The sequence below is a fragment of the Microbacterium altimontanum genome, assembly GCF_058349865.2.
Genome location: NZ_JBYRJB020000014.1, coordinates 1 through 23,142, shown reverse-complemented (window position 1 = coordinate 23,142; position 23,142 = coordinate 1). Strand labels below are relative to the sequence as shown.

24 protein-coding genes, 1 tRNA gene and 1 rRNA gene are annotated in these 23,142 nt (G+C 70.8%); 5 read left to right on the top strand and 21 right to left on the bottom strand.

Annotated features, from left to right (window positions below; all coding sequences use genetic code 11):
• The first annotated feature begins 92 nt into the window (after nucleotides 1–92).
• Nucleotides 93–518: a hypothetical protein gene (locus AC3RX1_RS17455; RefSeq protein ID WP_491502477.1), complete on the top strand. Its 426-nt coding sequence runs from the start codon at nucleotides 93–95 to the stop codon at nucleotides 516–518.
• Nucleotides 519–764: 246 nt separating this feature from the next.
• Here AC3RX1_RS17455 and AC3RX1_RS17450 read toward each other — a convergent pair.
• Nucleotides 765–838: transfer RNA gene (locus tag AC3RX1_RS17450), tRNA-Pro, on the bottom strand.
• 102 nt (nucleotides 839–940) lie between these two features.
• Between AC3RX1_RS17450 and AC3RX1_RS17445 the strand changes: the two genes are divergently transcribed.
• Nucleotides 941–1,528 carry a GNAT family N-acetyltransferase gene (locus AC3RX1_RS17445; protein ID WP_491502476.1) on the top strand — a complete coding sequence of 196 codons (588 nt, stop codon included), beginning with the start codon at nucleotides 941–943 and terminating at the stop codon, nucleotides 1,526–1,528.
• Here the strand turns inward: AC3RX1_RS17445 and AC3RX1_RS17440 are convergent.
• Nucleotides 1,516–2,682 carry a low temperature requirement protein A gene (locus AC3RX1_RS17440; RefSeq protein ID WP_491502475.1) on the bottom strand — a complete coding sequence of 389 codons (1,167 nt, stop codon included), beginning with the start codon at nucleotides 2,680–2,682 and terminating at the stop codon, nucleotides 1,516–1,518. The genes AC3RX1_RS17445 and AC3RX1_RS17440 overlap by 13 nt on opposite strands.
• A gap of 23 nt (nucleotides 2,683–2,705) precedes the next feature.
• Between AC3RX1_RS17440 and AC3RX1_RS17435 the strand changes: the two genes are divergently transcribed.
• Both AC3RX1_RS17435 and AC3RX1_RS17430 read left to right on the top strand, forming a co-directional pair.
• Entirely contained in the window at nucleotides 2,706–3,383 is a 678-nt protein-coding gene (locus tag AC3RX1_RS17435; protein ID WP_491502474.1) for a lysoplasmalogenase family protein, read from the top strand.
• Nucleotides 3,376–3,735 carry an RNA-binding S4 domain-containing protein gene (locus AC3RX1_RS17430; RefSeq protein WP_491502473.1) on the top strand — a complete coding sequence of 120 codons (360 nt, stop codon included), beginning with the start codon at nucleotides 3,376–3,378 and terminating at the stop codon, nucleotides 3,733–3,735. Before AC3RX1_RS17435 ends, AC3RX1_RS17430 begins: the two co-directional genes overlap by 8 nt.
• Before the next feature lie 13 nt (nucleotides 3,736–3,748).
• On the opposite strand, the gene AC3RX1_RS17425 is transcribed toward AC3RX1_RS17430, so the two are convergent.
• From AC3RX1_RS17425 to AC3RX1_RS17390, 8 genes are all read right to left on the bottom strand, one after another.
• Nucleotides 3,749–4,651 (bottom strand): NUDIX domain-containing protein, encoded by a 903-nt coding sequence (locus AC3RX1_RS17425; protein ID WP_491502472.1) that lies wholly within the window; start codon nucleotides 4,649–4,651, stop codon nucleotides 3,749–3,751.
• Nucleotides 4,652–4,842: 191 nt separating this feature from the next.
• Nucleotides 4,843–6,366, bottom strand: coding sequence for a ribosome biogenesis GTPase Der (gene der / locus AC3RX1_RS17420; RefSeq protein WP_491502471.1), 1,524 nt, complete (start codon nucleotides 6,364–6,366; stop codon nucleotides 4,843–4,845).
• A complete protein-coding gene (gene cmk / locus AC3RX1_RS17415) occupies nucleotides 6,356–7,039 on the bottom strand; it encodes a (d)CMP kinase (RefSeq protein ID WP_491502470.1) in 684 nt (227 codons plus the stop codon). Before cmk ends, der begins: the two co-directional genes overlap by 11 nt.
• Nucleotides 7,032–8,153: a prephenate dehydrogenase gene (locus tag AC3RX1_RS17410; RefSeq protein ID WP_491502469.1), complete on the bottom strand. Its 1,122-nt coding sequence runs from the start codon at nucleotides 8,151–8,153 to the stop codon at nucleotides 7,032–7,034. The genes cmk and AC3RX1_RS17410 overlap by 8 nt, the downstream gene beginning before the upstream one ends.
• A complete protein-coding gene (locus tag AC3RX1_RS17405; protein ID WP_491502468.1) occupies nucleotides 8,150–8,929 on the bottom strand; it encodes a pseudouridine synthase in 780 nt (259 codons plus the stop codon). The genes AC3RX1_RS17410 and AC3RX1_RS17405 overlap by 4 nt, the downstream gene beginning before the upstream one ends.
• The gene (gene scpB / locus AC3RX1_RS17400; protein WP_491502467.1) at nucleotides 8,926–9,534 is read right to left on the bottom strand and encodes an SMC-Scp complex subunit ScpB; all 609 of its coding nucleotides are present in this window, start codon (nucleotides 9,532–9,534) and stop codon (nucleotides 8,926–8,928) included. The genes AC3RX1_RS17405 and scpB overlap by 4 nt, the downstream gene beginning before the upstream one ends.
• A complete protein-coding gene (locus tag AC3RX1_RS17395; RefSeq protein WP_491502466.1) occupies nucleotides 9,524–10,390 on the bottom strand; it encodes a segregation and condensation protein A in 867 nt (288 codons plus the stop codon). Before AC3RX1_RS17395 ends, scpB begins: the two co-directional genes overlap by 11 nt.
• Before the next feature lie 124 nt (nucleotides 10,391–10,514).
• Nucleotides 10,515–11,405 (bottom strand): ParA family protein, encoded by an 891-nt coding sequence (locus tag AC3RX1_RS17390; RefSeq protein WP_491502465.1) that lies wholly within the window; start codon nucleotides 11,403–11,405, stop codon nucleotides 10,515–10,517.
• A gap of 199 nt (nucleotides 11,406–11,604) precedes the next feature.
• On the opposite strand from AC3RX1_RS17390, the gene AC3RX1_RS17385 reads away from it, so the two are divergent.
• The gene (locus tag AC3RX1_RS17385; protein ID WP_491502464.1) at nucleotides 11,605–13,017 is read left to right on the top strand and encodes an HNH endonuclease signature motif containing protein; all 1,413 of its coding nucleotides are present in this window, start codon (nucleotides 11,605–11,607) and stop codon (nucleotides 13,015–13,017) included.
• A 37-nt stretch (nucleotides 13,018–13,054) separates the two neighbouring features.
• Here AC3RX1_RS17385 and AC3RX1_RS17380 read toward each other — a convergent pair whose 3' ends face one another.
• From AC3RX1_RS17380 to rrf, 11 genes are all read right to left on the bottom strand, one after another.
• Entirely contained in the window at nucleotides 13,055–13,549 is a 495-nt protein-coding gene (locus AC3RX1_RS17380) for a GNAT family N-acetyltransferase (RefSeq protein ID WP_491502463.1), read from the bottom strand.
• Nucleotides 13,550–13,577: 28 nt separating this feature from the next.
• A complete protein-coding gene (gene xerD, locus AC3RX1_RS17375; RefSeq protein WP_491502462.1) occupies nucleotides 13,578–14,480 on the bottom strand; it encodes a site-specific tyrosine recombinase XerD in 903 nt (300 codons plus the stop codon).
• Nucleotide 14,481: 1 nt separating this feature from the next.
• On the bottom strand, nucleotides 14,482–15,069 hold the full coding sequence (locus AC3RX1_RS17370) for an NUDIX domain-containing protein (protein WP_491502461.1): 588 nt from the start codon (nucleotides 15,067–15,069) through the stop codon (nucleotides 14,482–14,484).
• Nucleotides 15,062–16,780, bottom strand: coding sequence for a CTP synthase (gene pyrG / locus AC3RX1_RS17365; protein WP_491502460.1), 1,719 nt, complete (start codon nucleotides 16,778–16,780; stop codon nucleotides 15,062–15,064). The genes AC3RX1_RS17370 and pyrG overlap by 8 nt, the downstream gene beginning before the upstream one ends.
• Before the next feature lie 97 nt (nucleotides 16,781–16,877).
• Nucleotides 16,878–18,596 (bottom strand): DNA repair protein RecN, encoded by a 1,719-nt coding sequence (gene recN / locus AC3RX1_RS17360; protein ID WP_491502459.1) that lies wholly within the window; start codon nucleotides 18,594–18,596, stop codon nucleotides 16,878–16,880.
• On the bottom strand, nucleotides 18,593–19,525 hold the full coding sequence (locus AC3RX1_RS17355) for an NAD kinase (RefSeq protein ID WP_491502458.1): 933 nt from the start codon (nucleotides 19,523–19,525) through the stop codon (nucleotides 18,593–18,595). The genes recN and AC3RX1_RS17355 overlap by 4 nt, the downstream gene beginning before the upstream one ends.
• Nucleotides 19,522–20,319, bottom strand: coding sequence for a TlyA family RNA methyltransferase (locus AC3RX1_RS17350; protein ID WP_491502457.1), 798 nt, complete (start codon nucleotides 20,317–20,319; stop codon nucleotides 19,522–19,524). Before AC3RX1_RS17350 ends, AC3RX1_RS17355 begins: the two co-directional genes overlap by 4 nt.
• Nucleotides 20,316–20,465, bottom strand: a complete 150-nt coding sequence (locus AC3RX1_RS17345; RefSeq protein WP_491502456.1) for a hypothetical protein — start codon at nucleotides 20,463–20,465, stop codon at nucleotides 20,316–20,318. The genes AC3RX1_RS17350 and AC3RX1_RS17345 overlap by 4 nt, the downstream gene beginning before the upstream one ends.
• 33 nt (nucleotides 20,466–20,498) lie before the next feature.
• Nucleotides 20,499–21,548, bottom strand: coding sequence for an HAD-IIA family hydrolase (locus tag AC3RX1_RS17340; RefSeq protein WP_491502478.1), 1,050 nt, complete (start codon nucleotides 21,546–21,548; stop codon nucleotides 20,499–20,501).
• Nucleotides 21,549–21,553: 5 nt separating this feature from the next.
• A complete protein-coding gene (locus AC3RX1_RS17335) occupies nucleotides 21,554–22,315 on the bottom strand; it encodes a tetratricopeptide repeat protein (RefSeq protein ID WP_491502455.1) in 762 nt (253 codons plus the stop codon).
• A 753-nt stretch (nucleotides 22,316–23,068) separates the two neighbouring features.
• Nucleotides 23,069–23,142 (bottom strand): 5S ribosomal RNA (rrf, locus tag AC3RX1_RS17330); the annotation flags it as partial.

The following is a 23,142-nucleotide window of genomic DNA, read 5'->3' as shown; positions in this document are numbered from 1 at the left end:
TTGAGATGATCTACAAGGACGCAGAAGCGGCCTGATCACCCCAAACCCCGACTGTCAACAAGACTCGGGGCAGACCCTTCGACCTCACCGAGATGCAGGCGCCGCAGCAGGCCTTCGACTATGGCAGCGAAGAGTGGGAGACCTTCCACGACCACGCCCGCAACACCGTCGAGTCCGAGAACCAGCAGCTCAAGGCGTCCGGCGACGAAGATATCGCCACCGCGGGGCGCCGACGCGTCCGCGGAATCGCCGCCGCCCAGATTCTCGTCACGCTCCTCATCGTCAACCACAACCTCCGCAAGATTGCCGCGTTCCTCAGTGACCAGGCGATTGAACGCGCCCGCACGACACCGCGGCCGAACACCCTCCGCCGCCGCGACCGCGTATGGGCCAACCGGTACACGAAGACCACCGGCGACGGCATCCTCTCCATTCCTCGGGGCAATCGAACATCGTCGTCGACGACCACATCTCCTGACGAACGAGACCTCCGCGCGCTGACACCGATGCGTACCTGAGCGACACCGCTCACTGCTGACGCCGCCGGCGGCAAATCCGGCACGCTCCCCGCTACACCAGGACAATCAAACGCGCCCGAAAACCGGGCGCGTTCGTGTTTTCATGACCAGAAGCGCTCGATTGGGCGTACGCGGATCAGAATCCGGCTACGCAGACGCGAAAAAGGGAAGGGCACCTGCTCGAAGCAGGTGCCCTTCCCTTTTCTCCAGCTGTTCTGCAAACAGTTTTGCCAACAGCCCTTTACGTCGGGATGACAGGATTTGAACCTGCGACCCCTTGACCCCCAGTCAAGTGCGCTACCAAGCTGCGCCACATCCCGCCGCCCGCCGGAGCGGACAACTCCCCCATCCTACCTGCTCGCGGTGGGCGCCGCGAACCGGCGCGGTTGTCGGTGTCCGAAGCCCCGGGTAGCGTCACGTGCATGTCCACGATCACGATCGAGCCCGCCACCCAAGACCGGTTCGACGACGCTCAGCACACGTTCAACGGCGGCGGCGACGGCGCCGGCTGCCAGTGCCAGTGGTGGCTCATGCGCGGCAAGGAGTTCGACAGCACGACCCGCGCCGAGCGCACCGAGAAGCTCCGCATCGAGCTCGGCACCGCGCCCTCCCCCGCCCTGATCGCCTATGTCGACGGCCAGCCGGCGGCCTGGGTGCGCGTCGGTCCCCGCACCGCACAGCCGCGACTCGCGCGCACCCGCAACTTCGCCTCCTCGCCGTACGACTGGGAGGACCCCGACGTCTGGGCGGTCACCTGCTTCGTCGTCCGCAAGGAGTTCCGTGGCATGGGGCTCAACGCCAAGCTCCTCGACGCGGCGATCGCCCACGCTCGCACGGGCGGCGCCCGCGTCATCGAGGCGTACCCGACCGACACGACCGTCGGCAAGACGCCCACGAACGACCTCTACATCGGCATCCTGTCGGTCTTCCTCGCCGCCGGGTTCCGCGAGGTCGCCCGACCGAAGCCACAGCGGACGATCGTCGAGCTCGTGCTCGATCAGGCCGGCTGACGCACCCGATCCACCTCCAGCACCGTGACGATCACGGCCAGCAGCATCGTCGTCGCCGCCACCGCGGCGGCGGGAACCAGCGCGCTCGCCACGATCAGCACCGCGAGCGCCACCATGAGCGTCGACGCCGTCCGTCCGATCAGCGGACGCAGCAGGACCGCCCACACCGCCAGCAGGAACACGCCCACCGGCACCGTCAGGGCGAACGCCGCCACCCGCGCCGTCAGCTGCGACTGTTCCGCCGCGATGTCGACCGACGTCGCGATGCCCGCCGACACCGCGCCGGCTGCGGCGAAGATCACGTAGTGCGCGTAGCCGAATCCGAAGCCTCGGTCGATCGCCGCCAGCCGGTCGCCCTGCTCCCGAACGAAGTAGATCCACCACATGCCCGCGGCGATCGCGAGCCCGGCGGCTGCGAGCCCGACGAGCGCCGCCGCATGCGCCGCCGTGCCCCGCGCCGCGAACACCGCGCTCGCCGAGGCCAGGACGCTCTCACCGAGCACGATCAGGGTGAAGCATCCGTACCGCTCCGCGATGTGATGCGGATGCCATGTGGTCCTGCCGAGGCGCTCGGCCACCACCGGCACCGCGATCTCGGCCAGGACCAGCACGAAGAATGTCACGAACTGCCACGTCGCGTCGAGCAGGTACACGCGTGCCACCCACAGCACCTGCACGATCGTGATCCCGATCGCGAACGCCAGGGCGGTGCGGCGGGAACCGGGATCGGATGCGGCGGCCCGCAGCCACTGCCCCACCATCGCGAGCCGCATGATGACGTAGCCCCACGTCACGAGGAGGAAGTCGTACGACGTCATCGCCTCGCCGACCCCGGCGGCCAGCACGAGCATTCCGCCCATCTGCACGAACGTCATGACGCGGTAGGCCCAGTCGTCGGTGTCGAACGCCGACGCGAACCACGAGAAGTTCATCCACGCCCACCAGATCGCGAAGAACACCATGAGGTAGGAGAGCACGCCCTGCCCGACGTGCCCCTCGCGCAGCAGCTCGTGCAGATGGTCGGCCGCCTGCGACACCGCGATCACGAACACGAGATCGAACAGCAGCTCGAGGGGCGAGGCTCCGCGGAACCGCTCGGTGCGGTCGCGCGGCAGCATCCGGCGCAGACCGAAGGCGGTGGGATTCGCGCTCACCCTGCGAGCATACGATGGACGACATGCCGAGCCGTCTGCCCGTCCTGCGCCTGCTCCGCTTCCTCCCGTACGTCCTGGTCTCGCTCGTCCACATCGCAGCGCTCGCATTCGGCCGTGACGCCCAGGCGCTGGCGGCCGCCACGAAGCTGCTGCTCATGCCCCTGCTCGCGGTCGCGGTGCTGTGGGCGGTCCGCGGGCTCGGCAACGGCATCCGCCTCACCCTGCTGCTCGTTGCGATCGCGCTGTCGTGGTTCGGCGACGAAACGAGCGTGTTCTTCCCGTTCCTGCCCGAGGTGCCGGGGATGCTGCTGTTCTTCGGACTCGCGCACCTCGTCTACATCTGGCTCTTCGTGCGCCATCTCGCGTATCGCCGCGTCCGCACGTGGGCGATCGTGTACGCGGCGTGGTGGGTCGCGATGCTGGCTGTGCTGTTCCCGCACCTGGGCGCCCTCACCCTCGCCGTCGCGGCATACGGGCTCGTGCTCGGCGGCACCGCTATCAGCGCGGCGCGCTGCAACACGACCACGACCCTCGGTGGTGTCTTCTTCCTCGCCTCGGATTCCGTGCTCGCCTTCCGCATCTTCCTACCCGACGCGATGCCCGACTGGACGAGCCCGCTCGTCATGGCCACCTATTGCCTGGGCCAGGGACTGCTCGCCGCGGGAGTACTGGTCGCGATGCGACGGGAGGCGCATGGCTGATTCCGCACGAGTGGATGCGTGGCTGTGGGCCGTCCGCGTCTTCAAGACCCGCTCCGCCGCCACGACGGCATGCCGCGCGGGGCATGTGCGGGTCGGCGGCGAGCGCGTGAAGCCCGCCCAGCAGGTGCATCCGGGTGACGAGGTGCGAGTGCGCATCGCGGGCTTCGACCGGATCCTCGTGGTGCGCCAGACGATCGTGAAGCGTGTCGGCGCCGCGGTCGCGGCGACCGCGATGGAGGACCGCACGCCGCCGCGCGATCCGATGCCCGTCGTCGCCCAGCGCGATCGCGGCGCCGGCCGGCCCACGAAGCGCGAGCGCCGCGAGATCGACCGGTTCCGCGGCCGGGAGTGAGGGCGCTGCGTCGTCAGCGGGCGAGCTGGTCGCGGAGCCAGCGCGTGCCGTGCACGGCGGCGCCGGCCTCTTCGCAGCGCGCGGTGAGCTCGCGATCGCTCGTGACCACGGTCACGGTGCGGCCGTCCTCCCGCCGCCGGCGGGCCTCGTCGACGATCGCGTCGTCACCGGATGCCGCAGCCCGCACGACGGTCACGCCATCGGCTGCGGCGGCATCGCGCGCCTGACCCTCGACGACGACCGAGAACTCGGGGAACCAGAGATCTTCCGGCAGTGCGAGGGCCGACGCATCCATCCCCCGTGCACCGAGGGCCGCCACCTCGTCGATGAGCCGGGTCGCGGCGCCGGCACGATCCCGCCACCAGCCGTCGGGCACCGAGCCGACGACGTTCGCCGCATCGACCACCACCGCGGGGCGCACCTCGAGCAGTCCGCGCAGCCGCTGCCACGATCCCGCGAACCCCGGATGCAGCGGCAGATCGGTCACCTCGTCGGCGGGGACCCATGCGAGCGCCCTGCTCTCGGGGTCGCTGATCACCGGCTCGAACGGCTCGAGCACATCGGCGACGAGCGTCGTGTAGGTCCAGACGTCGAGGTCGAGGATGCTCTCGGCCCGCGCGCGGACGGCGCCGTCGGGCACGCCGGCCTCCTCCTGCGCTTCGCGCACCGCCGCGTCGCACGCCGACTCGCCCTCGTGGCGCGCTCCGCCGGGCAGCGCCCACGTGTCACCGTGGTGGCTCCACGACACGCGGTGCTGCAGCAGCACCCCGCGTGCCGGGTCGTACGCCAGCAGTCCCGCCGCTCCGAAGCGACCCCAGTACCGCTCGCCGGCATCCGTGACCACCCACGCATCGCCCGGGTCGCGGGGACCCTGCGGTCGCCGGGCGGCGCCGAACTCCGGGTACTCGATCCTCACCGATCCAGCCTGTCACAGCCCGGCATGGCGTGGGCCGGGAGCGTCACACGCGGTCTCGCCGGACCGCGGCGCCCACCATCCAGACGCGGCGTCACGCGCCGGCCCTTCGACTCGCCTCGCGGCTCCTGAGCGAGGAGCGCAGCGACGAGTCGAAGGGCGCTCAGGGACCTGACAGATCGCTCGGGGGCAGCTCAGCGCTGGCGGCGTTCGCGCACGCGCATGTTGATCACGATCGGGGTTCCCTCGAACGAGTACAGCTCGCGCAGGCGCCGCTGGATGAACCGGCGGTAGCCCGGGTCGAGGAAGCCGGTCGTGAACAGCACGAACGTCGGCGGACGCGTGCCCGCCTGCGTGCCGAAGAGGATCCGCGGCTGCTTCCCTCCCCGCAGCGGATGCGGGTGCTCGGCCACGAGCTCGGCCAGGAACGCATTGAACTTGCCGGTCGGGATCCGCGTGTCCCACGACGCGAGCGCCGTCTCGAGCGCCGGCACGAGCTTGTCGAGATGTCGGCCCGTGCGCGCCGAGATGTTCACGCGGGGCGCCCACGCCACATGCGCGAGGTCCTGCTCGATCTCCCGCTCGAGGTACCGACGCCGATCCTGGTTCTCGTACTCCGGAGTGTTCAGCACGTCCCACTTGTTGTACGCGAGCACCAGTGCGCGACCGGACTCGAGCACCATGTCGATGATGCGCACGTCCTGCTCGCTGATCGCCTCCGACACGTCGAGCACGACCACTGCCACCTCGGCCTTCTCGAGCGCGGCCGACGTGCGCAGCGACGCGTAGAAGTCTGCGCCCTGCTGCAGGTGCACGCGACGACGGATGCCCGCGGTGTCGACGAACCGCCACAGCTTGCCGCCGAGCTCCACGATCTCGTCGACCGGGTCGCGGGTCGTGCCGGCGAGGTCGTTGACCACGACGCGCTCCTCGCCCGCCGCCTTGTTCAGCAGCGACGACTTGCCGACGTTCGGCCGGCCGAGGATCGCGACCCGGCGCGGCCCGCCGATCTCCTGCTTCGCGACGGCCGACACATCCGGCAGCACCTTCACGACGGCATCGAGCAGGTCCGCCACGCCGCGGCCGTGGATCGCCGACACGGGATGCGGCTCGCCCAGCCCGAGGTTCCACAGCGCCGCCGCCTCCGGCTCCTGCCGGGCGTCGTCGATCTTGTTCGCGACGAGGAAGACGGGGCGGCCCGACTTCCGCAGCAGCCGGACGACGTGCTCGTCGGTGGAGGTGGCGCCGACCATCGCGTCGACCACGAACAGCACGACGTCCGACAGGTCGATCGCGATCTCGGCCTGCGCGGCGACAGAGCGGTCGATGCCCTTCGCGTCAGGCTCCCACCCGCCCGTGTCGACGAGCGTGAACCGGCGGTCCATCCACTCAGCCTTGTAGGTCACCCGGTCCCGCGTGACGCCCGGGGTGTCCTCCACGACCGCCTCGCGGCGCCCCAGGATGCGGTTCACGAGCGCCGACTTGCCGACGTTCGGCCGGCCGACGATCGCGACGACGGGAAGCGCAGGCAGGAACTCCACCCCGTCCTCGCCCAGCTGCACGCCGGCCAGGAGCGCCGCGTCTTCGTCCTCCAGCTCGTAGTCGCCGAGGGAGGCGCGCAGCGCCTCGGCGCGCTGCTCGGCGAGCTCCTCGTCGATGTCCGCCAGCCGTTCGGCGAGGTGATCGGGTCCGGCTTCGTACTCGTCGTCAGCGCCCATGGGTCGCCTCCAGCTTCTGGTGCACGACGCCGAGGACGGCGTCGACGGTCTGCGCGAAGTCGAGGGCGGTGGAATCGACCACCTCGACCCCCGGCGCAGCGGAAAGGAAATCGACGACCGCGGAGTCGGATGCGTCGCGCTTGTGCAGAGCCGCGGCGACGGCCGCGGCATCCTGATCCGCCAGCTCGGCCGACCGGCGCGCCGCCCGCACCTCGGGAGCGGCAGTGAGGAGGATGCGCACCGGCGCATCCGGAGCCACCACCGTCGTGATGTCGCGCCCCTCGATGATGACGCCCGACCGGTCGGCGGCCGCTGCGAGCGCACGGAACACGTCGTTCACCTGTGCGCGCACAGCCGGGACGCGGGCGACACCGCTGACGGCGGCCGACACCCGGGGCTCCCGGATCGCGTCGGTGACGTCCGTCTCGCCCACGCGCACCCAGTAGTCGTCGGGATCGAGCGAGATCGCGTACGGGAAATCGGATGCCGCAGCCACCACCGCGTCGGCATCGGCGGTGTCGGCGCCACGCTGAAGAACGTGCCAGGCGAGGGCGCGGTAGGCAGCGCCGGTGTCGAGATAGCCGAAGCCGAGAGCGCGGGCGGCCTGCTTCGACACGCTCGACTTGCCCGAGCCGGCCGGCCCGTCGATCGCCACGATCGTCACGTCAGTCATCGGTGGTGCTCGCAATCCTCCAGCCGCGCGCGGTCAGGCCGTCGATCGCGCGGCGCACGGCACCGGGGACGACACTGATCTCGGCGAGGCCGAACTGGGCGCCGGGCGAATGCTCCAGGCGCAGGTCTTCCACGTTCACGTCGAGCTCGCCCAGCTCGCCGAACAGGCGGCCGAGCTGGCCGGGGGTGTCGTCGACCATGACGACGACCTGCGTGAAGCGACGGTTCTGTCCGTGCTTGCCGGGGAGCCGCTCGACGCCCTCGTTCCCGCGACGGATCGTGTCGGCCACGGCCCGTCGCGAGCCGGGGGCGTCGGGCCGGCGCAGCGCATCGGCGACGCTCGTCAGGTCGGCGGACAGCGCATCGAGCACGTCGACCACGGGCGCGGCGTTCGAGCCGAGGATCTGCACCCACAGCTCGGGCGCCGACGCGGCGATGCGGGTCGTGTCGCGCACGCCCTGGCCGGCGAGGCGTAGGGACCCCTCGGCCGCCTCGACGAACCGGCCGGCGAGGAGGCTCGCGACCAGTTGCGGCACATGCGACACGAGCGCCACGGAGCGGTCGTGCTCGGCGGGGTCCATCTCGATCGGCATCGCGCCGAGGTCGAGCGCGAGTCCCTCGACGACGGCGAGGTCGGTGGGGGTGGTCTCGTCGTCGCGGCAGACCACCCACGGGCGCCCGATGAAGATGTCGGCGCGCGCGGAGATCGCGCCGCCCCGCTCCCGCCCCGCGAGCGGATGCGAGCCGATGTAGTGCGTGAGGTCGACGCCGCGCTCGCGCAGCGCGTGCAGCGGCTCGAGTTTGACGCTCGCGACATCCGTCACGACGGCGTCGGGGTGGGCTGCCAGCTCGCGCTCGATCACGTCGGCCGTGACATCCGGCGGCACCGCCACGACCACGAGGCGCGGCGCGTCGTCGTCACGGGCGGCGCGTCCGGCGCCGTAGTCGATCGCGAGGCGCAGCTGCGCCGGCGAGGTGTCGGCGAGCGCCACGTCGACACCCAGCGCGGTGAGCGCGTGGCCGATGCTGGCGCCGAGCAGCCCCGTCCCCACGATGCGCACGGTGCCCGAGGTGCGCGCTGCACCGCGCGCGGGCGCGGTCGTGGTCTGGCTCACGGGGTCTCCTGATCGGCTCCCGGTGGCGTCGGCTCCCCCGGTTCGCGGCGCGACAGAGTGAGCAGCGCGCCGCGTTCCACTGTAGTCAACTCGCGCGCCCGCCCCGCCGGGAGCGTTCCCAGGTGCAGCGGGCCGAACTGGCGCCGCACGAGCTCGACGACCGGATGTCCCACCTCGGCCATCATCCGTCGCACGATGCGGTTGCGTCCGGAGTGGAGGGTCAGCTCGACGAGGCTCGTGTCGCCCGAACGGTCGAGCAGCCGGGCCTTGTCGGCCGCGATGGGTCCGTCGTCGAGCTCGACGCCGCGTGTGAGACGCGCGATGGTCTGCGGCGCGACGGTGCCGCGCACCTTCGCGATGTACACCTTCGTGACACCGAACGACGGGTGGGCGAGCACGTGCGCCAGCTCGCCGTCGTTCGTGAGCACGAGAAGGCCGCTCGTCTCGGCATCCAGCCGACCGACGTTGAAGAGCCGCTCGTCCCAGTCCTTCGTGAAGCGGCGCAGATCGGGGCGGCCGCGGTCGTCGCGCATCGAGCTCACCACACCGGTCGGCTTGTTCAGCATGACGTACCGCTTCGACTGATCGAGCTGCACCGCCACCCCGTCGACATCGACGAGATCGCTCTCGGGATCGATGCGCGAGCCGAGCTGGTCGACGACCTCGCCGTTGACCCGCACTCGTCCCGCGGCGATGAGCTCCTCGGCGACGCGCCGCGACGCGACGCCCGCGTTGGCGAGCACCTTCTGCAGGCGCACTCCCTCGGTGTCGGTCATCGCGGCATCCCTTCGTCGATCCCCACCGAGCCCACGGTGTCGACGTCGTCGAGCAGCGGCGAGATGTGCGGCAGCTCGTCGAGCGAGTTGATGCCGAGGTTCACGAGCAGCGCGTCGGTCGTGCCGTAGAGGATCGCACCGGTCTCGGGGTCGTTGCCGACCTCGGTGATGAGCCCCCGGGCGACGAGCGTGCGCACGACGGAGTCGACGTTCACGGCACGGATCGACGCCACCTGGCCACGCGAGACCGGCTGCTTGTACGCGATCACGGCGAGGGTCTCGAGAGCCGCCTGCGAGAGGCGCGACGGCGCCTGCGCGTTCACGAACTCGCTCACCAGGGCGTCGTGGTCCTCCCGGACGTAGAGGCGCCATCCCCCACCCACCTCGCGCAGCTCGAAGCCGCGTCGCGGGCCGCCCGCCTCGCCGTCGTAGTCGGCGACGAGTCCCTCGATCGCCTGCCGCACCGCGGGCACGGGCTCGCCGACGGCCGTCGCCAGGGCGACGAGACTCTGCGGCTCGTCGACGACGAGAAGGATCGCCTCGAGCTTGCGCGCGACGGCGTGGGCCTCGAGGGCGTCGTGCGCACCCGTGGCGTTATCGGTCATAGTCGGCTCCCAACGAGGCCAGGTTCTCTTCGCTCCACCGTTCGGCGGTCCAGCGCAGGGTCAATTCTCCGAGCGGTTCCAGCTGCTCGAACGAGAGGGCGGCGTGGCGGTACAGCTCCAGGACGGAGAGGAATCGCGCGACCACGATGCCGGTCTGCGTCACGCCCGAGACGAGCTCCCGGAACGACAGTGTCCCCGCCGAGCGCAGGAGTGTCACGACGACGGCCACCTGCTCCCGGATGCTGACGAGCGGCGCGTGCAGATGATCGAGGCCCACTGTCGGGATCTCCTTGGGCGCGAAGGCCAGCATCGCGATGGCGGCGAAATCCTCGGGCGAGAGCGTCCAGACGAGCTCCGGGGTCGCGGCGCGGTACTTCTCGTCGAGGCGCACGGCGCGGGCGTGTCGCCTGTCCTCGCGCTGCAGGCACCGGGCGAACCACACCGACGCTTCCTTGAACGCGCGGTATTGCAGCAGCCGCGCGAACAGCAGATCGCGCGCCTCGAGCAGCGCGACCGACTCGGCATCGACGAGCTCGCCTTGCGGCAGGAGACCGGCGACCTTCATGTCCAGCAGCGTCGCGGCCACGACGAGGAACTCGGACGCCTCGTCGAGCTCGGCGTCGGATTCGAGCTCCTTCAGGTAGGCGATGAACTCCGCCGTCACCTTCGAGAGCGAGACCTCCGTGATGTCGAGCTCGTGCTTGCTCAGGAGGTTCAGCAGCAGATCGAACGGGCCGTCGAACACTCCCAGCGAGACGCGGAAGCCCGGCTCCTCGGGCTGCGTCGCTTGGCCTCGCTCCGCCCGCTCGACGACCGATTCTTCCGCCTGCTCGTCGGGCGTGGCGGCCTCCCCCACACCAGGTCGCTGAGCGAGGGAGCCCCCCGGCCGAGTCGAAGGGCCACCCCCCGTCCCCTCAGGCGACGGCGCTCCCCCTTCGGGTGCCGTCTCAGGCGACCGCGCTCCCCTTTCGGGTGCCGTCTCAGGCGACAGCGCCACGGGCGACCAGCTCCCGCGCGAGGCGCAGGTAGGCCTGGGCCGCCGCGTGTTCCGGCGCGAACTCCGTGATCGGCATCCCCGACACCGACGCATCCGGGAACTTCACGGTGCGGCCGATGACGGTTTCGAGCACGTCGTCGCTGAATGCCTCGACCACGCGCTCGAGCACCTCGCGCGAGTGCAGGGTGCGCGGGTCGTACATCGTCGCCAGCACTCCGTCGAGGGTGATCGCCGGGTTCAGCCGGTCGCGCACCTTGTCGATCGTCTCGATCAGCAGGGCGACCCCACGCAGCGCGAAGAACTCGCATTCGAGCGGGATGATCACGCCGTGGCTGGCCGTGAGCGCGTTCACGGTGAGCAGGCCGAGCGACGGCTGGCAGTCGATCAGGATGACGTCGTACTCGCCGGTGAGGCCGCGCAGCGCGCGAGAGAGAGTCTGCTCGCGGGCGACCTCGTTCACGAGGTGCACCTCAGCGGCCGAGAGGTCGATGTTCGCGGGGATAACGTCGAGGTTCTCGACCGACGTGTGCACGACGGCGTCGTGCGGGTCGCGCTTCGAGTCGAGCAGGAGGTCGTAGATCGTGGGGATGTCGTGGGTCGCGATGCCGAGGCCCGCCGAGAGCGCTCCCTGCGGGTCGAAGTCGACGGCGAGCACCCGGCGGCCGTAGCCGGCGAGCGATGCGGCGAGGTTGATCGTGGTGGTCGTCTTGCCGACGCCGCCCTTCTGGTTGCACAGGGCGATGATGCGGGCGGGACCGTGACCATCGAGCGGCGCGGGAGTCGGGAAGCCGTGATAGGGACGCCCGGTGGGACCGATCGGGAGGTCGTCCGCGGCCTTCGAAGTCGCCGTCTTGTTCGCCGTGCTGCGCGCCACCGGTCTCCTGCTCTCGTCCGTGTCGTCCGCTCGATTCTAGCGATGCCGCCGCTTCCGCACGGGGCACAGGGGTGGGATGTCGCAGAACGGCGCCGTCGCGCGGCTCAGCAGATGAGAAGTGGCTCACACCGGGCGCTGGGCGCGTCGCTTCGGCTCGTATCTCTCTTTGAGTGTCGGAGGTGGCTGGGATCATCGAAGTATGAGCAGATCACCGATCGAGGGGCTGGATGTTCCGGCCGTCGACGCGCTGGTCACCGGCCTCGTGGAGACCCGGCGGGCGATCAGCCGGCTCCAGGCGTTCGAGGCTTCGCTCATGTCCGCGGCGGTCGATGTGGTGGCGACCGCTGCTGCCGTCCAGGGAGCCCACGGCGATGACGACCTGCCTTGGCGGGAAGTCTCCGCGGAGATCGCGACGGCGCTCAAGGTGAGCGATCGCACGATGCAGTCGCGTCTGGGCGAGGCGGCGATGCTCGTCGACCACTTCCCCGCGACCCACGCCGCGTGGGCGGCCGGCGAGATCGACCAGGCGCGCGTCCGGGTGATCCTCGATGCGGGAGCCACGCTTCCCACTCCCGAGGTGCGGGCGGAGTACGAGAAGGCGGTGCTGACACGAGCCGGCGAGCTGACGGCGGGTCGGCTCGGACCGGTCTGCCGCGCCGCCGCCGATCGCGTGCATCCGGAATCGATCGACGAGCGACACAAGCGCGCGCGAAAGTCGCGGGGCGTCCGGGTCAGCGATCTGGACGACGGGATGTCTCGGCTGCTGCTGGACGGACCGGCGACGCTCGTCCACGCGATCTTCGACCGCGTCACGCAGATGGCGATCACCGTTCAGGAGGCGGGGCGACAGCCCACTGTCGAGGGCGCCACCGGCGCTTCGGCCGAGGGCGAGGCTCCGCTGGCGAGCAGCGACGCTCCTGCCGGTTCGACCGAGCGCTCGTCCGATGCCGACCCTGCCCCGGATGAGCGCACTCTCGACCAGGTCCGCGCGGATGTGCTCACCGACATGCTGCTGACCGCTGTGCCGACCGGGCACGGACCGGCCGATGTGTTCGAGAAGATCACGGCGTTCGTGCAGGTGACCGTACCGGCGAAGGTCCTCGAGCCCGCGGTGCCGGGAGCGGCTCCCGTGCCCGAAGTCGTCGAGACGGATCCCTCCCACGGTCGCCGGGAACCGGCGTTTCTCGCAGGGTCTGGTCCGATCGACGCGGAGACGGCCCGCATCCTTGCTGCGGCTGCGAAGGGCTGGGATCGGATCTTCACCGATCCCGTCACGAACCTGCCACTCTGCGTCGACCGGCACGACCCGTCGGCGCATCTGACCCGGTTCCTCCGGGCTCGCGATGAGCACTGCCGCTTCCCCGGGTGTCGCCAGCCGGTCTGGCGCTCGGACCGCGACCATACCCTCGACTACGCGCTCGGCGGCAAGACCAGTGACGACAACCTCGAGCACCTCTGCCGTCGACATCATGTGGTCAAGCATCAGACGCGCTGGGCCGTTCGACAGCTCTCAGGCGGAGTGCTCGAATGGACGAGTCCGACCGGTCGCCGCTACGAAGACCATCCTTCCCCCGGCGTCAGGTTCAGCTGCACCGACCCGCCACCGTTCTAGCGTCTGCTGCCCCGGCGATGTACCGCCACCGATTCGACTATCGCACCATGCGGCCGGCGAGCATCTCAGGTGCCCCGTGCTCGATCTGTTCGGCGCCGTCGAATTCGAACCCGTTCCGACGGTAGAACGCGACTGCTCGCGGGTTCTTCTTCGCGACCCACAGCATCGCCGGCGCGTCCGCGAGGACCGCGTCGAGAAGCAGCTGGCCGAGGCCATTCCCGTAGTGCCGAGCCGAGATGTAGATCATGTACAGCCGCCGCGGTCGTGGCAGGTCGGAGCGGTCGGCGCCGAGGCTGGGTCCCGAGACGGCGAAGCCGGCGAGCTCTCCGCCCTCTTCCGCGACGCGGATGATCCAGCCGTCGCGCGGCACCGACAGATAGCGGGCCCACATCTCATGTCGCCCGCGGATGTAGCTCTCCGTGAAGAACGCCTCGGGGAGAAGATGGGAGTACGCCTCACGCCACGTGGCGACATGGAGATCCGCGATCCGCGGGGCGTCGCTGATCTCCGGCTCGCGAAGAGTGAACGTCATCGCCCCATCCAACCACCGCCCGACGCCCTCACCGGGCGCGAGGATGTGAGGTCGCGTAGACGTCGCGGAGCGCGTCGACGCTCACGTGGGTGTAGATCTGCGTCGTGGCAACGGATGCGTGCCCGAGCAGCTCCTGCACGACACGCACGTCGGCCCCGCCCTGCAGCAGATGCGTCGCGAACGAGTGACGGAGCGTGTGCGGCGAGACATGCGCCGTGAGCTGCGCCCGTTCCGCCGCGGCCTGGATGACGAGCCAGACGCTCTGCCGCGACAGCGGCGCACCCCGCGCTCCCAGGAAGAGCCGCGGCGTCGCCTTCCCCTTGACGGACAGTGCCGGCCGCACCCGCGTGAGGTACGCATCGACCGCGTCACGCGCGTACGCGCCGATCGGCACGATCCGCTCCTTCGCCCCCTTGCCGCGCACCCGCAGCACCTCGCCGTGCGCGACATCATCGACGTCCAGCCGCACGACCTCGGACACCCGCGCACCGGTCGCGTACAGCAGCTCGAGCAGCGCTCGATCGCGCAGCCCCAGCGGCTCGTTGGGATCGGGCGCGTCCAGCAGCCGCTCCACCTGATCGATCGTCAGCGCCTTCGGCAGCCGCTGCGGCAGCTTCGGCGGACGCATCCGTCCTGTCGGATCAGCCTCCTCCAGTCCCTCCCGCACCAGGAACCGATGCAGACCCCGCACCGACGACTGCAGCCGCGCCAGGCTCGACGCCGCCGGCAGCGGCTGCGCCCCCGAGCGCTCAGCGATGAACGCCGTGATGAGCGCGGGCGTCACCGCCCCGGTCTCCGTCACGCCGTGCTCGGCGAGGAACTCGACGTATCCCGCCAGGTCGCGCCGGTAGGCGGCGACGGTGTGCTCGCTGAGCCCGCGCTCGATCGTGACGTGGCGCAGATACGCATCCACCGCCCGATCGAGACGCACGTCAGCCGCCTGCCGCCGCGCGCCGCAGACGCTCAGCCGCGGCGAGCACGCCCACCGACAGGATGCCGTTGCGCATCCGTCCCTCGAGCACCGCCGTCACCGCATCCGTCAGCGGCACCCACTCCACCCGGATGTCCGCCTCCTCGGCATCACGATGGAACCCCTCGTCAGCAGCGCTGAGCCCGCGGGCGAGGAAGATGTGCACGATCTCGTCGTTTCCGCCGGGCGTCGTGAACACGCTCGCGAGCGGCGCCCACTCCGCCGCCACGATGTCGGCCTCCTCGGCGAGCTCACGACGCGCCGCACGCTCCGGAGGCTCGCCCTCGACGTCGAGAAGGCCCGCCGGGACCTCCCAATCGCGATGGCGGATCGGATGCCGGTACTGCTGGATCAGCAGCACCCGCTCCGCGTCGTCGATCGCGACGATCGCCGCCGCACCGGTGTGTGCGACGTACTCGCGCACGAGCTCCTCGCCGTTGTACCGGAACGTGTCGCGCCGCACGTCCCACACCTTGCCGCGATACACGAGCTCGCTCGAGAGCACCGGCGGCCGCGTCGGCTCATCGCGCAGCGTCGCGGGGTCAGTCATCGTTGTCGTCGGTGAACAGCTCGCTCGCACGGTGCCGCTCGAGCGCCGCCTCGACGAGGCCCCGGAACAGCGGGTGCGGATCGGTCGGCCGCGACCGCAGCTCCGGATGGGCCTGCGTCGCGATGTAGTACGGGTGCACGTCGCGCGGCAGCTCGACGTACTCGACGAGGTTGCGGTCGGGCGACAGGCCCGAGAACGACAGCCCCGCCTCGGACAGCCGATCGCGGTAGGCGTTGTTCACCTCGTACCGGTGGCGGTGCCGCTCCGATGCCGTCGACGCGCCGTACAGCTCAGCGGCGAGCGAACCCTCGGCGAAGTCGGCCGGATACAGGCCCAGCCGCATCGTGCCGCCCATGTCGCCAGCGGCGATGATGTCGACCTGCTCGGCCATCGTCGCGATGACCGGCTCCGCCGTGTCGGGGTCGAACTCGCTCGACGACGCGTCCGCGATGCCCGCGACGTTCCGGGCGTACTCGATCACCATGCACTGCAGGCCCAGGCAGATTCCGAGCGTCGGAATCCCCTGTTCCCGCGCGAACCGCAGCGCGCCGAGCTTCCCCTCGATGCCGCGGATGCCGAAACCGCCCGGGACGATGATGCCGTCCAGATCCGCCAGCGCGGTCTGCGCGCCCTCGGGGGTCTCGCACGTGTCCGACGGGATCCAGCGGAGGTTCACATGCGTCTCGTTCGCGAAGCCGCCCGCACGGATCGCCTCGGTCACCGAGAGGTACGCGTCGGGCAGATCGATGTACTTGCCGACGAGACCGATCGTGACGTCGTGCTTCGGGTTGTGCACCGCGCTCAGGACCTTCTCCCAGCGCGACCAGTCCACGTCGGCCGACTTGGTCAGCCCCAGCGCCCGCACGATGTAGTCGTCGAGTCCCTGATCGTGCAGCATCGACGGGATGTCGTAGATGCTCGGCACGTCGACGGCGTTCACGACAGCGCGCTCGTCGACATCGCACATCAGTGCGACCTTGCGCTTGTTCGCATCCGTCACGGGGCGGTCGCTGCGCAGCACCAGCGCATCGGGCTGGATGCCGATCGACCGCAGCGCTGCGACCGAGTGCTGGGTCGGCTTGGTCTTCTGCTCGCCGGAGGCGCCCATGTACGGCAGCAGCGAGACGTGCACGAAGAACACGTTGTCGCGACCCAGCTCGTGCCGGATCTGTCGGGCCGACTCGATGAACGGCTGCGATTCGATGTCGCCGATCGTGCCGCCCACCTCGGTGATGATGACGTCGGGCTTCGGATCGGCGTCTGCCTGCAGACGCATCCGTCGCTTGATCTCGTCGGTGATGTGCGGGATGACCTGCACCGTGTCGCCGAGGTATTCCCCTGCGCGTTCGCGCGCGATCACCCGCGAGTAGATCTGACCGGTCGTGACGTTCGCCGCCTGGTTGAGGTTCACGTCGAGGAAGCGCTCGTAGTGCCCGATGTCGAGATCCGTCTCGGCTCCGTCGTCGGTGACGAACACCTCGCCGTGCTGGAAGGGGTTCATCGTCCCCGGGTCGACGTTCAGGTACGGGTCGAGCTTCTGCATCACGACGCGCAGGCCGCGCGCCGTCAGCAGGTTGCCGAGGCTGGCGGCTGTGAGGCCCTTGCCCAACGACGAAACGACACCACCGGTCACGAAGATGTGCTTGGTGGTGTCGCCGTTTGCCGTGGTGTCTGCGAGGGGGTCGGAACTGCCTGCGCCGGAAGTATTCATCACGGGCTTCGATCCTATCAGTCAGACCCTGTGCGTGCGGCGTGCTTCGTCCCGGCCCTCGTGTCGCGATGTGCGCCCCGTTCGCGAGCACCGGTGCTCAGCGGCCGCGCCCCGGCTGATCCTGCAGCGTCCGGGCGGACTCGAGCAGCTCGCGGGCGTGGCTGAGCGCTGCGTCCGAGTCGGCGAGGCCCGACAGCAGCCGCGCCATCTCGGACTCGCGCTCGTCGCCGTGGAGCCGTCGCACGCTCGACGACGTCACCGTGCCGTCGTTCTGCTTGACCACCGTGAGGTGGTTCGTGGCGAACGCCGCGACCTGGGCGAGGTGCGTCACGGCGATCACCTGCGCGCTGCGCGCGAGGCGCCCGAGCCGGCGACCCACTTCGATCGCGGCGGCCCCGCCGATGCCGGCGTCGACCTCGTCGAACACGAAGGTGGGGACGGGATCGGTTTCGGCGATCACGACCTCGATCGCGAGCATCACCCGGCTGAGCTCACCGCCCGACGCGCTGCGCGACACCGGCCGCGGCTGCGCTCCCGGGTGCGGCGCCAGCAGGATCGACACATCGTCGCGGCCATGCGTCGAGTCGGCGCCGGGAGACACCTCGACCTCGAGGCGGGCATCGGGCATCGCGAGGGCGTGCAGCTCCTCGGTCACCGCGTCGCCGAGCCGTCGAGCGGCTGCCGTCCGGGAGGCGGTGAGAGCGGCGGCCGCGTCGTCGAGAGCGGATGCGGCGTCTTCGCGCTGCGCGGTCAGCCGCTGGATGTGCTCCGGATCGTCGTCGAGCTCTGCGAGCCGCGCCGAACCCGTCTGCAGCAGATCGATCGCGGCGGCGAGCGTGCCATGCGTGCGGACGAGCGCGCCGAGCACCGCCCGACGCTCCTCCACTGCCTCCAGCTCGTGGGGGCCCGACTCGTCCAGGTCGGCGAGATATCCCGACAGCGCGGTGGCGAGGTCAGCCGCCCGGTACCCCAGATCGGCCGCCTGATCGGCGAAGTCCTGCAGCACCGCGTCGCTCTCGGCCGCGCGTTCCAGCGCTCGACGTGCCTCGGCGAGGAGGGCCGCGACATCCGGTTCGTCCCCTTCGCCGGAGAGCGCCGCGTGCGCGGTCGCCGCCGCCATCCGCAGGTCCTCGGCATGGGCGAGACGTTCGGCCCGCGCCGCGAGCTCAGCGTCCTCCCCCGGCTGCGGGTCCGCCTGCTCGATCTCGGCGATGGCGGCGCGCAGAGCGGATGCCTCGGCCACGCGCGTGTCACTGTCGGCGATGAGGGCGGCGAGCTGCCGGTCCAGGGACCGCCACGCCTCGTACCGCTCCTGATAGGCGGCGAGACGTTCGGCGACCTCGTCGCCGCCGAACCGGTCGAGGGCGTCGCGCTGTGCGCCAGCCGAACGCAGCCGCAGCTGATCCGACTGCCCGTGCACGACCACGAGCCGATCGGCGAGGTCCGACAGCACGCCCGCCGGGGCGGTGCGGCCACCGACGGTCGCGCGGCTGCGCCCCTCGGCCGACAGGGTGCGGCCGAGGTAGAGCTCGGCGCGTCCGCCGCCGATCGGCTCGACGTCGCCGCCCGCCTCGCGGACGCGCTCGACGACCGGCCCGTCGTCGGGCACGACCCAGACGCCGTCGACGGTCGCCTGCTCGGCCCCGGCGCGCACGGCGCCGGAATCCGCCCGCTGGCCGAGGAGAAGCCCGAGCCCGGTGACCACCATGGTCTTGCCGGCGCCGGTCTCGCCGGTGATCGCCGTGAAGCCCGGTCCCATCGGCAGCGTCGCCTCGGCGATCACGCCGAGGTCGCGCAGCTGCATCTGCTCGATCATGCGACACCGCCCGCACTCTCGACGGGACCGCGCCATCCCGCCACCGGCAGCTGGAATTTGCGCACGAGCCGGTCGGTGAACGCCGCGGGATGCAGCCGCGCCAGCCGCACGGGCTCCGCCGCCCGGCGCACCACCACGCGCGCCCCGCGGGGCAGCTCATGCGAACGCCGGCCGTCGCACCAGAGGATCCCGGTGCCGTTCGTGCGCTCGAGCACCTCGATCGCGACGGCGGTCTCGGGCCCGAGCACGAGCGGGCGGGCGAAGAGGGCATGTGCCGACAGGGGCACGACCGCGATCGCCTCGACCGTCGGCCAGATCACGGGGCCGCCGGCAGAGAAGTTGTAGGCGGTGGAGCCGGTGGGCGTCGCGACGACCATGCCGTCGCAGCCGAAGCTCGACAGGGGGCGGCCGTCGATCTCGACCACGACCTCGAGCATGCGCTCGCGGCTCGCCTTCTCGACGGTGGCCTCGTTCAGCGCCCACGTCGCGTAGATGACCTGGCCGGCCGCGTCCTTCACGCGCACCGACAGCGCCATGCGCTCCTCGACGCGGTAATCGCGGGCGATCACGCGCCGGACGGCGTCGTCCATGTCGTCGCGCTCGATCTCGGCGAGGAAGCCGACGTGGCCCATGTTGATGCCGAGGATCGGCGCGGTGCCTCCGCGCACGAGCTCGGCCGCGCGCAGGATCGTTCCGTCGCCGCCGAGCACGATCGCGAGCTCGATCTGCGACACCGGCACGTCGGTGCCCAGGGCCGCGGTGCCGGCGAACACGTCGCGCAGCGCGACGAGCTCCTCGCGGTCCTCCGCGGCGAGCACCGGCTGAGCGCCCGCAGCGTGCAGGGCGGCGACGACGCGCACTGCCGCGTCGACGGTGTCGTCGCGCTGGGCATGCGCGACGACCAGGATGCTGCGCTGGTCGGTCGTCATGGGCTCCCCGTCAGTTCGTTCACGGTGCTCGTCCATTCTGACGGATCGGTTCCCGATCCCGGCGTCAGGTGCACGACGTACTCCCGGTTGCCGTGCGTGCCGACGATCGGCGAGGCGATGACGCCGCGCGTGCCGAGCCTGAGGCCCCATGCCGCCCAGAGCACTTCGGTGACGGCATCCGCCCGAACGGCCGGATCGGTGACGAGTCCGCCGCGCACGGCCGTGCGCCCCGCCTCGAACTGCGGCTTCACGAGGAGAACGACGTCGGCGGTCGGATCGGCGACGCCGGCGACTGCCGGCAGCACCTGGCGCAGCGAGATGAAGGAGAGGTCACCGGTGATGAGCTGGGGAGCCGCGGCCGTGCGGCTGGCGTCGGCGAGGGTCTGGGCGGTCATGTGCCGCACGTTGAACCCCTCGATCGAGATGACACCGGGGTCGGCCGCGATCTCGGCGGCGAGCTGGTCGTGCCCGACGTCGACGGCGATCACCGGCGAGGCGCCGCGCTCGCGGAGCACCTGCGTGAATCCGCCGGTCGAGGCTCCCATGTCGAGGGCGATCCGTCCTGCCGCCGAGACGCCGAAGGCGTCGAGGCCGGCGATGAGCTTGTGTGCTGCGCGGCTCACGTAATGGTCTGCCCCGGCGACGTCGATCGCAGTGTCGGCCTCGACCGGGAACGACGGCTTGACCTGCGGTCGCCCGTCGACGCTCACACGCCCCTCGCTGATGAGCGACTGCGCATGGGTGCGCGAGCGGGCCAGTCCGCGCGCGGCGAGCTCCTGGTCCAGCCGCGTCATGCGGTGGGTCGGGTCGTGGGGGTCGTATCGAGTTCGCGCGCGAGCTCGTCGTGGAGGGCGGCGTACGCGTCGGCACGCTCCGGCAGCGGCTGCCCTTCGATCACGCGCAGGCGGCTGATGAGCTCTTCGCGGTCCACGTCCTCCATGGTCCCCATGGTATCCCGGTGCCGCGACGGCGGTCAGGGCCGGAAGAACGGGTCGGCGTAGAGCTCCTCCTGCACGGAGAACCCGAAGATCGCGCGCCCCGACCTCCAGACGGCCGCGGCGCCCGCGCGGAGCAGGTCGATCGGATGCGAGCCGGCCTCGACGACCCGCAGGTCGGGGCCGTCGATGGCGACGACGGCGTCTCCGACGCGGGTGGTGTCGCCCTCGCTGCGCGTCACTGGATACGGCTCGAACAGCTGTCGCAGGTCCTCGACGATGAAGGTCGGACGGCTCGTCGGCGGAGCGGCGAGCACGTGCTTCGGCCGATCGACGCCCGTCATCACGAGAACCGACGGGATGCCGGCGGCCTGCGCGCCGGCGATGTCGGTGTCGAGCCGGTCGCCGATGAACAGGGGCTTGTCGGCGCCGAAGCGGGCCACGGCTTCGTGGTAGATCGGCGTTTCCGGCTTGCCTGCGACGGTGGCCAGGCGGCCGACCGCGGTGTGGACGGCGGAGACGAGGGTGCCGTTACCCGGCGCGATGCCGCGCGGCTGTGGAAGGGTCCAGTCGGTGTTCGTGGCGATCCACGGAATGCCGCCTTCGTCCTCCGGAGTCTTCAGCGCGAACGCCGCCTCGGCGAGGTGGGTCCACGCGACATCGGGTGAGAAGCCCTGCAGCACCGCGGCGGGACCGTCGTCGGCGCTGCGGGTCACGGTGTACCCCGCGCGCGCCACCTCGGTGACGAGTCCCTCTCCCCCGACGACGAGGATCGTCGCGGGGGGCTGGACCTTCGTGCGCAGGAGCCGTACTGCCGCCTGTGGGCTCGTGACGATGTCGGACGGCTGGGTGCGGTCCAGCCCGAGCTCGCGCAGGTGCGCGGCGACGTCGGCATCGGTCCGTGAGGCGTTGTTCGTGATGTAGCCCAGTCGGCATCCGTCGTCGCCGGCGCGGTTCAGGCTCTCGACGGCGTGCGGCAGGGCTCGGTGGCCGGTGTACACGACGCCGTCGAGGTCGGCGAGGATCGTGTCGATCCCGTCGAGGGGCGGCGGGCCGTCGGGCGCTGCTTTACGCGAGCGCGAGAACAGCGGACTCACTCGGCGTCTCCCCCGGTGGGCTCGGAGGAAGTGCCAGTCTCCGCGTCGTCGTCCTCCGCGTCGGCGTCGAGCTCCTCGACGAAGATCACCTCGTCCTCTCCGATACCGGATGCGTCGTCCAGCGCCTGCGCGGCCACCTCAGCGCGCTGCACCCAGCGCTCCGCCTCCTCCGGGCGCCCGAGGTCTTCGAGCACCGCGGCTCGAGCCGAGAAGAGCGCAGGGCTCCACTCGAACGCCCGATCGGGATCGGCCTCGGGGATCTCGAGCTCCTGCAGCGCACGCGTCGGATCGCCCTGATCGAGCCACGCACCCGACATGGCGATCGCCAACTGGACGCGCACGGCAGCAGGAAGCGCCGCGCGATCCACCGAGCGTCCGAGTTCGAGCGCGCGCTCGGGACGCCCCACACCGCGCTCGCTGTCGACCATGAGCGCGATCTGGTCTTCGTTGCCGGTCAGCCGCCGGTAGGTACGCAGCTCGCGGAGCGCGAGGGCGTAGTCGCCGAGCGCGTATGCCGTGATGGCGACGGTCTCGCGGACCACGGGGATGCGTCCGGCGTGACGGGATGCCGCGAGGGCGTGCTCGTGCGCGAGGGTCGGGTCGTCGTCGATCAGCTGTCCGGCCATCGCGAGGTGCCGGGCGACGCGGTCGGCGTTCTCCTTCGTGAGCGTCTTCAGCTCGTTGCGCGCTGCGGGATGCAGGTCCTTCGGCGTGATGTCTTCGGGCAGCGACGGGTCGGCGGGACGTGCGTCGCGCACATCCTGAGGGGGCCGCGAGGAGCGCTCGTGCTGCGGACGGTCACGGTAGTCGCGATTCGGCCGGTCGCCGTACGAGCGGCTGTCGCGCTGCGACCGATCTCCATTCGAGCGATTCTCGCGCTGCGGGCGGTCACCGTACGGACGGCTCTCGCGTTGGGAACGGTCACCGTAATCACGCCTCGGCCGATCACCATACGGACGACCGTCACGCTGCGGGCGATCGCCGTAGGGACGATTGTCACGTTGCGGGCGATCGCCGTAGTCACGCTTCGGACGATCACCATACGGACGGTTCTCACGCTGCGGGCGGTCACCGTAGTCGCGCTTCGGACGATCACCATACGGACGGCTCTCACGCTGCGGACGATCACCGTACGACCGGTTCTCGCGTTGCGGACGGTCGCCATACGACCGGTTCTCGCGTTGCGGACGGTCGCCATACGACCGGCTCTCCCTCTGCGGACGGTCGCCATACGAGCGGTTCTCCCTCTGCGGGCGGTCATCACGATACGGGCGGTCGCCGCTCTGCCGACGCTCACCACCAGAGGAGCGCTCGCCGTACTGGCGATTCGGACGCTGTCCACGGTCGGCTCCGCGGGCACCATCACGCGAGTTGCCAGAGCGGCGTCGTCCATCCGATCCGTGCGCTCCGCGGCGCTCGTCGTCCTCAGTCATGTGTCTCCCTGCCCTGACATTCTCGACCCCGAAATGCAAAAAGGCCACCCGGTGAGGGGTGGCCTTTTCACAATGGAAGTCCGGCGGTGTCCTACTCTCCCACAGGGTCCCCCCTGCAGTACCATCGGCGCTGAGAGGCTTAGCTTCCGGGT

Coding starts and splice junctions, on each gene's coding strand:
- AC3RX1_RS17455 (WP_491502477.1), top strand. CDS start 93: ATGCAGGCGCCGCAGCAGGCCTTCGACTATGGCAGCGAAGAGTGGGAG.
- AC3RX1_RS17445 (WP_491502476.1), top strand. CDS start 941: ATGTCCACGATCACGATCGAGCCCGCCACCCAAGACCGGTTCGACGAC.
- AC3RX1_RS17435 (WP_491502474.1), top strand. CDS start 2,706: ATGCCGAGCCGTCTGCCCGTCCTGCGCCTGCTCCGCTTCCTCCCGTAC.
- AC3RX1_RS17430 (WP_491502473.1), top strand. CDS start 3,376: ATGGCTGATTCCGCACGAGTGGATGCGTGGCTGTGGGCCGTCCGCGTC.
- der (WP_491502471.1), bottom strand. CDS start 6,366: ATGGGCGCTGACGACGAGTACGAAGCCGGACCCGATCACCTCGCCGAA.
- cmk (WP_491502470.1), bottom strand. CDS start 7,039: ATGACTGACGTGACGATCGTGGCGATCGACGGGCCGGCCGGCTCGGGC.
- AC3RX1_RS17405 (WP_491502468.1), bottom strand. CDS start 8,929: ATGACCGACACCGAGGGAGTGCGCCTGCAGAAGGTGCTCGCCAACGCG.
- scpB (WP_491502467.1), bottom strand. CDS start 9,534: ATGACCGATAACGCCACGGGTGCGCACGACGCCCTCGAGGCCCACGCC.
- AC3RX1_RS17385 (WP_491502464.1), top strand. CDS start 11,605: ATGAGCAGATCACCGATCGAGGGGCTGGATGTTCCGGCCGTCGACGCG.
- AC3RX1_RS17380 (WP_491502463.1), bottom strand. CDS start 13,549: ATGACGTTCACTCTTCGCGAGCCGGAGATCAGCGACGCCCCGCGGATC.
- AC3RX1_RS17370 (WP_491502461.1), bottom strand. CDS start 15,069: ATGACTGACCCCGCGACGCTGCGCGATGAGCCGACGCGGCCGCCGGTG.
- pyrG (WP_491502460.1), bottom strand. CDS start 16,780: ATGAATACTTCCGGCGCAGGCAGTTCCGACCCCCTCGCAGACACCACG.
- recN (WP_491502459.1), bottom strand. CDS start 18,596: ATGATCGAGCAGATGCAGCTGCGCGACCTCGGCGTGATCGCCGAGGCG.
- AC3RX1_RS17355 (WP_491502458.1), bottom strand. CDS start 19,525: ATGACGACCGACCAGCGCAGCATCCTGGTCGTCGCGCATGCCCAGCGC.
- AC3RX1_RS17350 (WP_491502457.1), bottom strand. CDS start 20,319: ATGACGCGGCTGGACCAGGAGCTCGCCGCGCGCGGACTGGCCCGCTCG.
- AC3RX1_RS17345 (WP_491502456.1), bottom strand. CDS start 20,465: ATGGAGGACGTGGACCGCGAAGAGCTCATCAGCCGCCTGCGCGTGATC.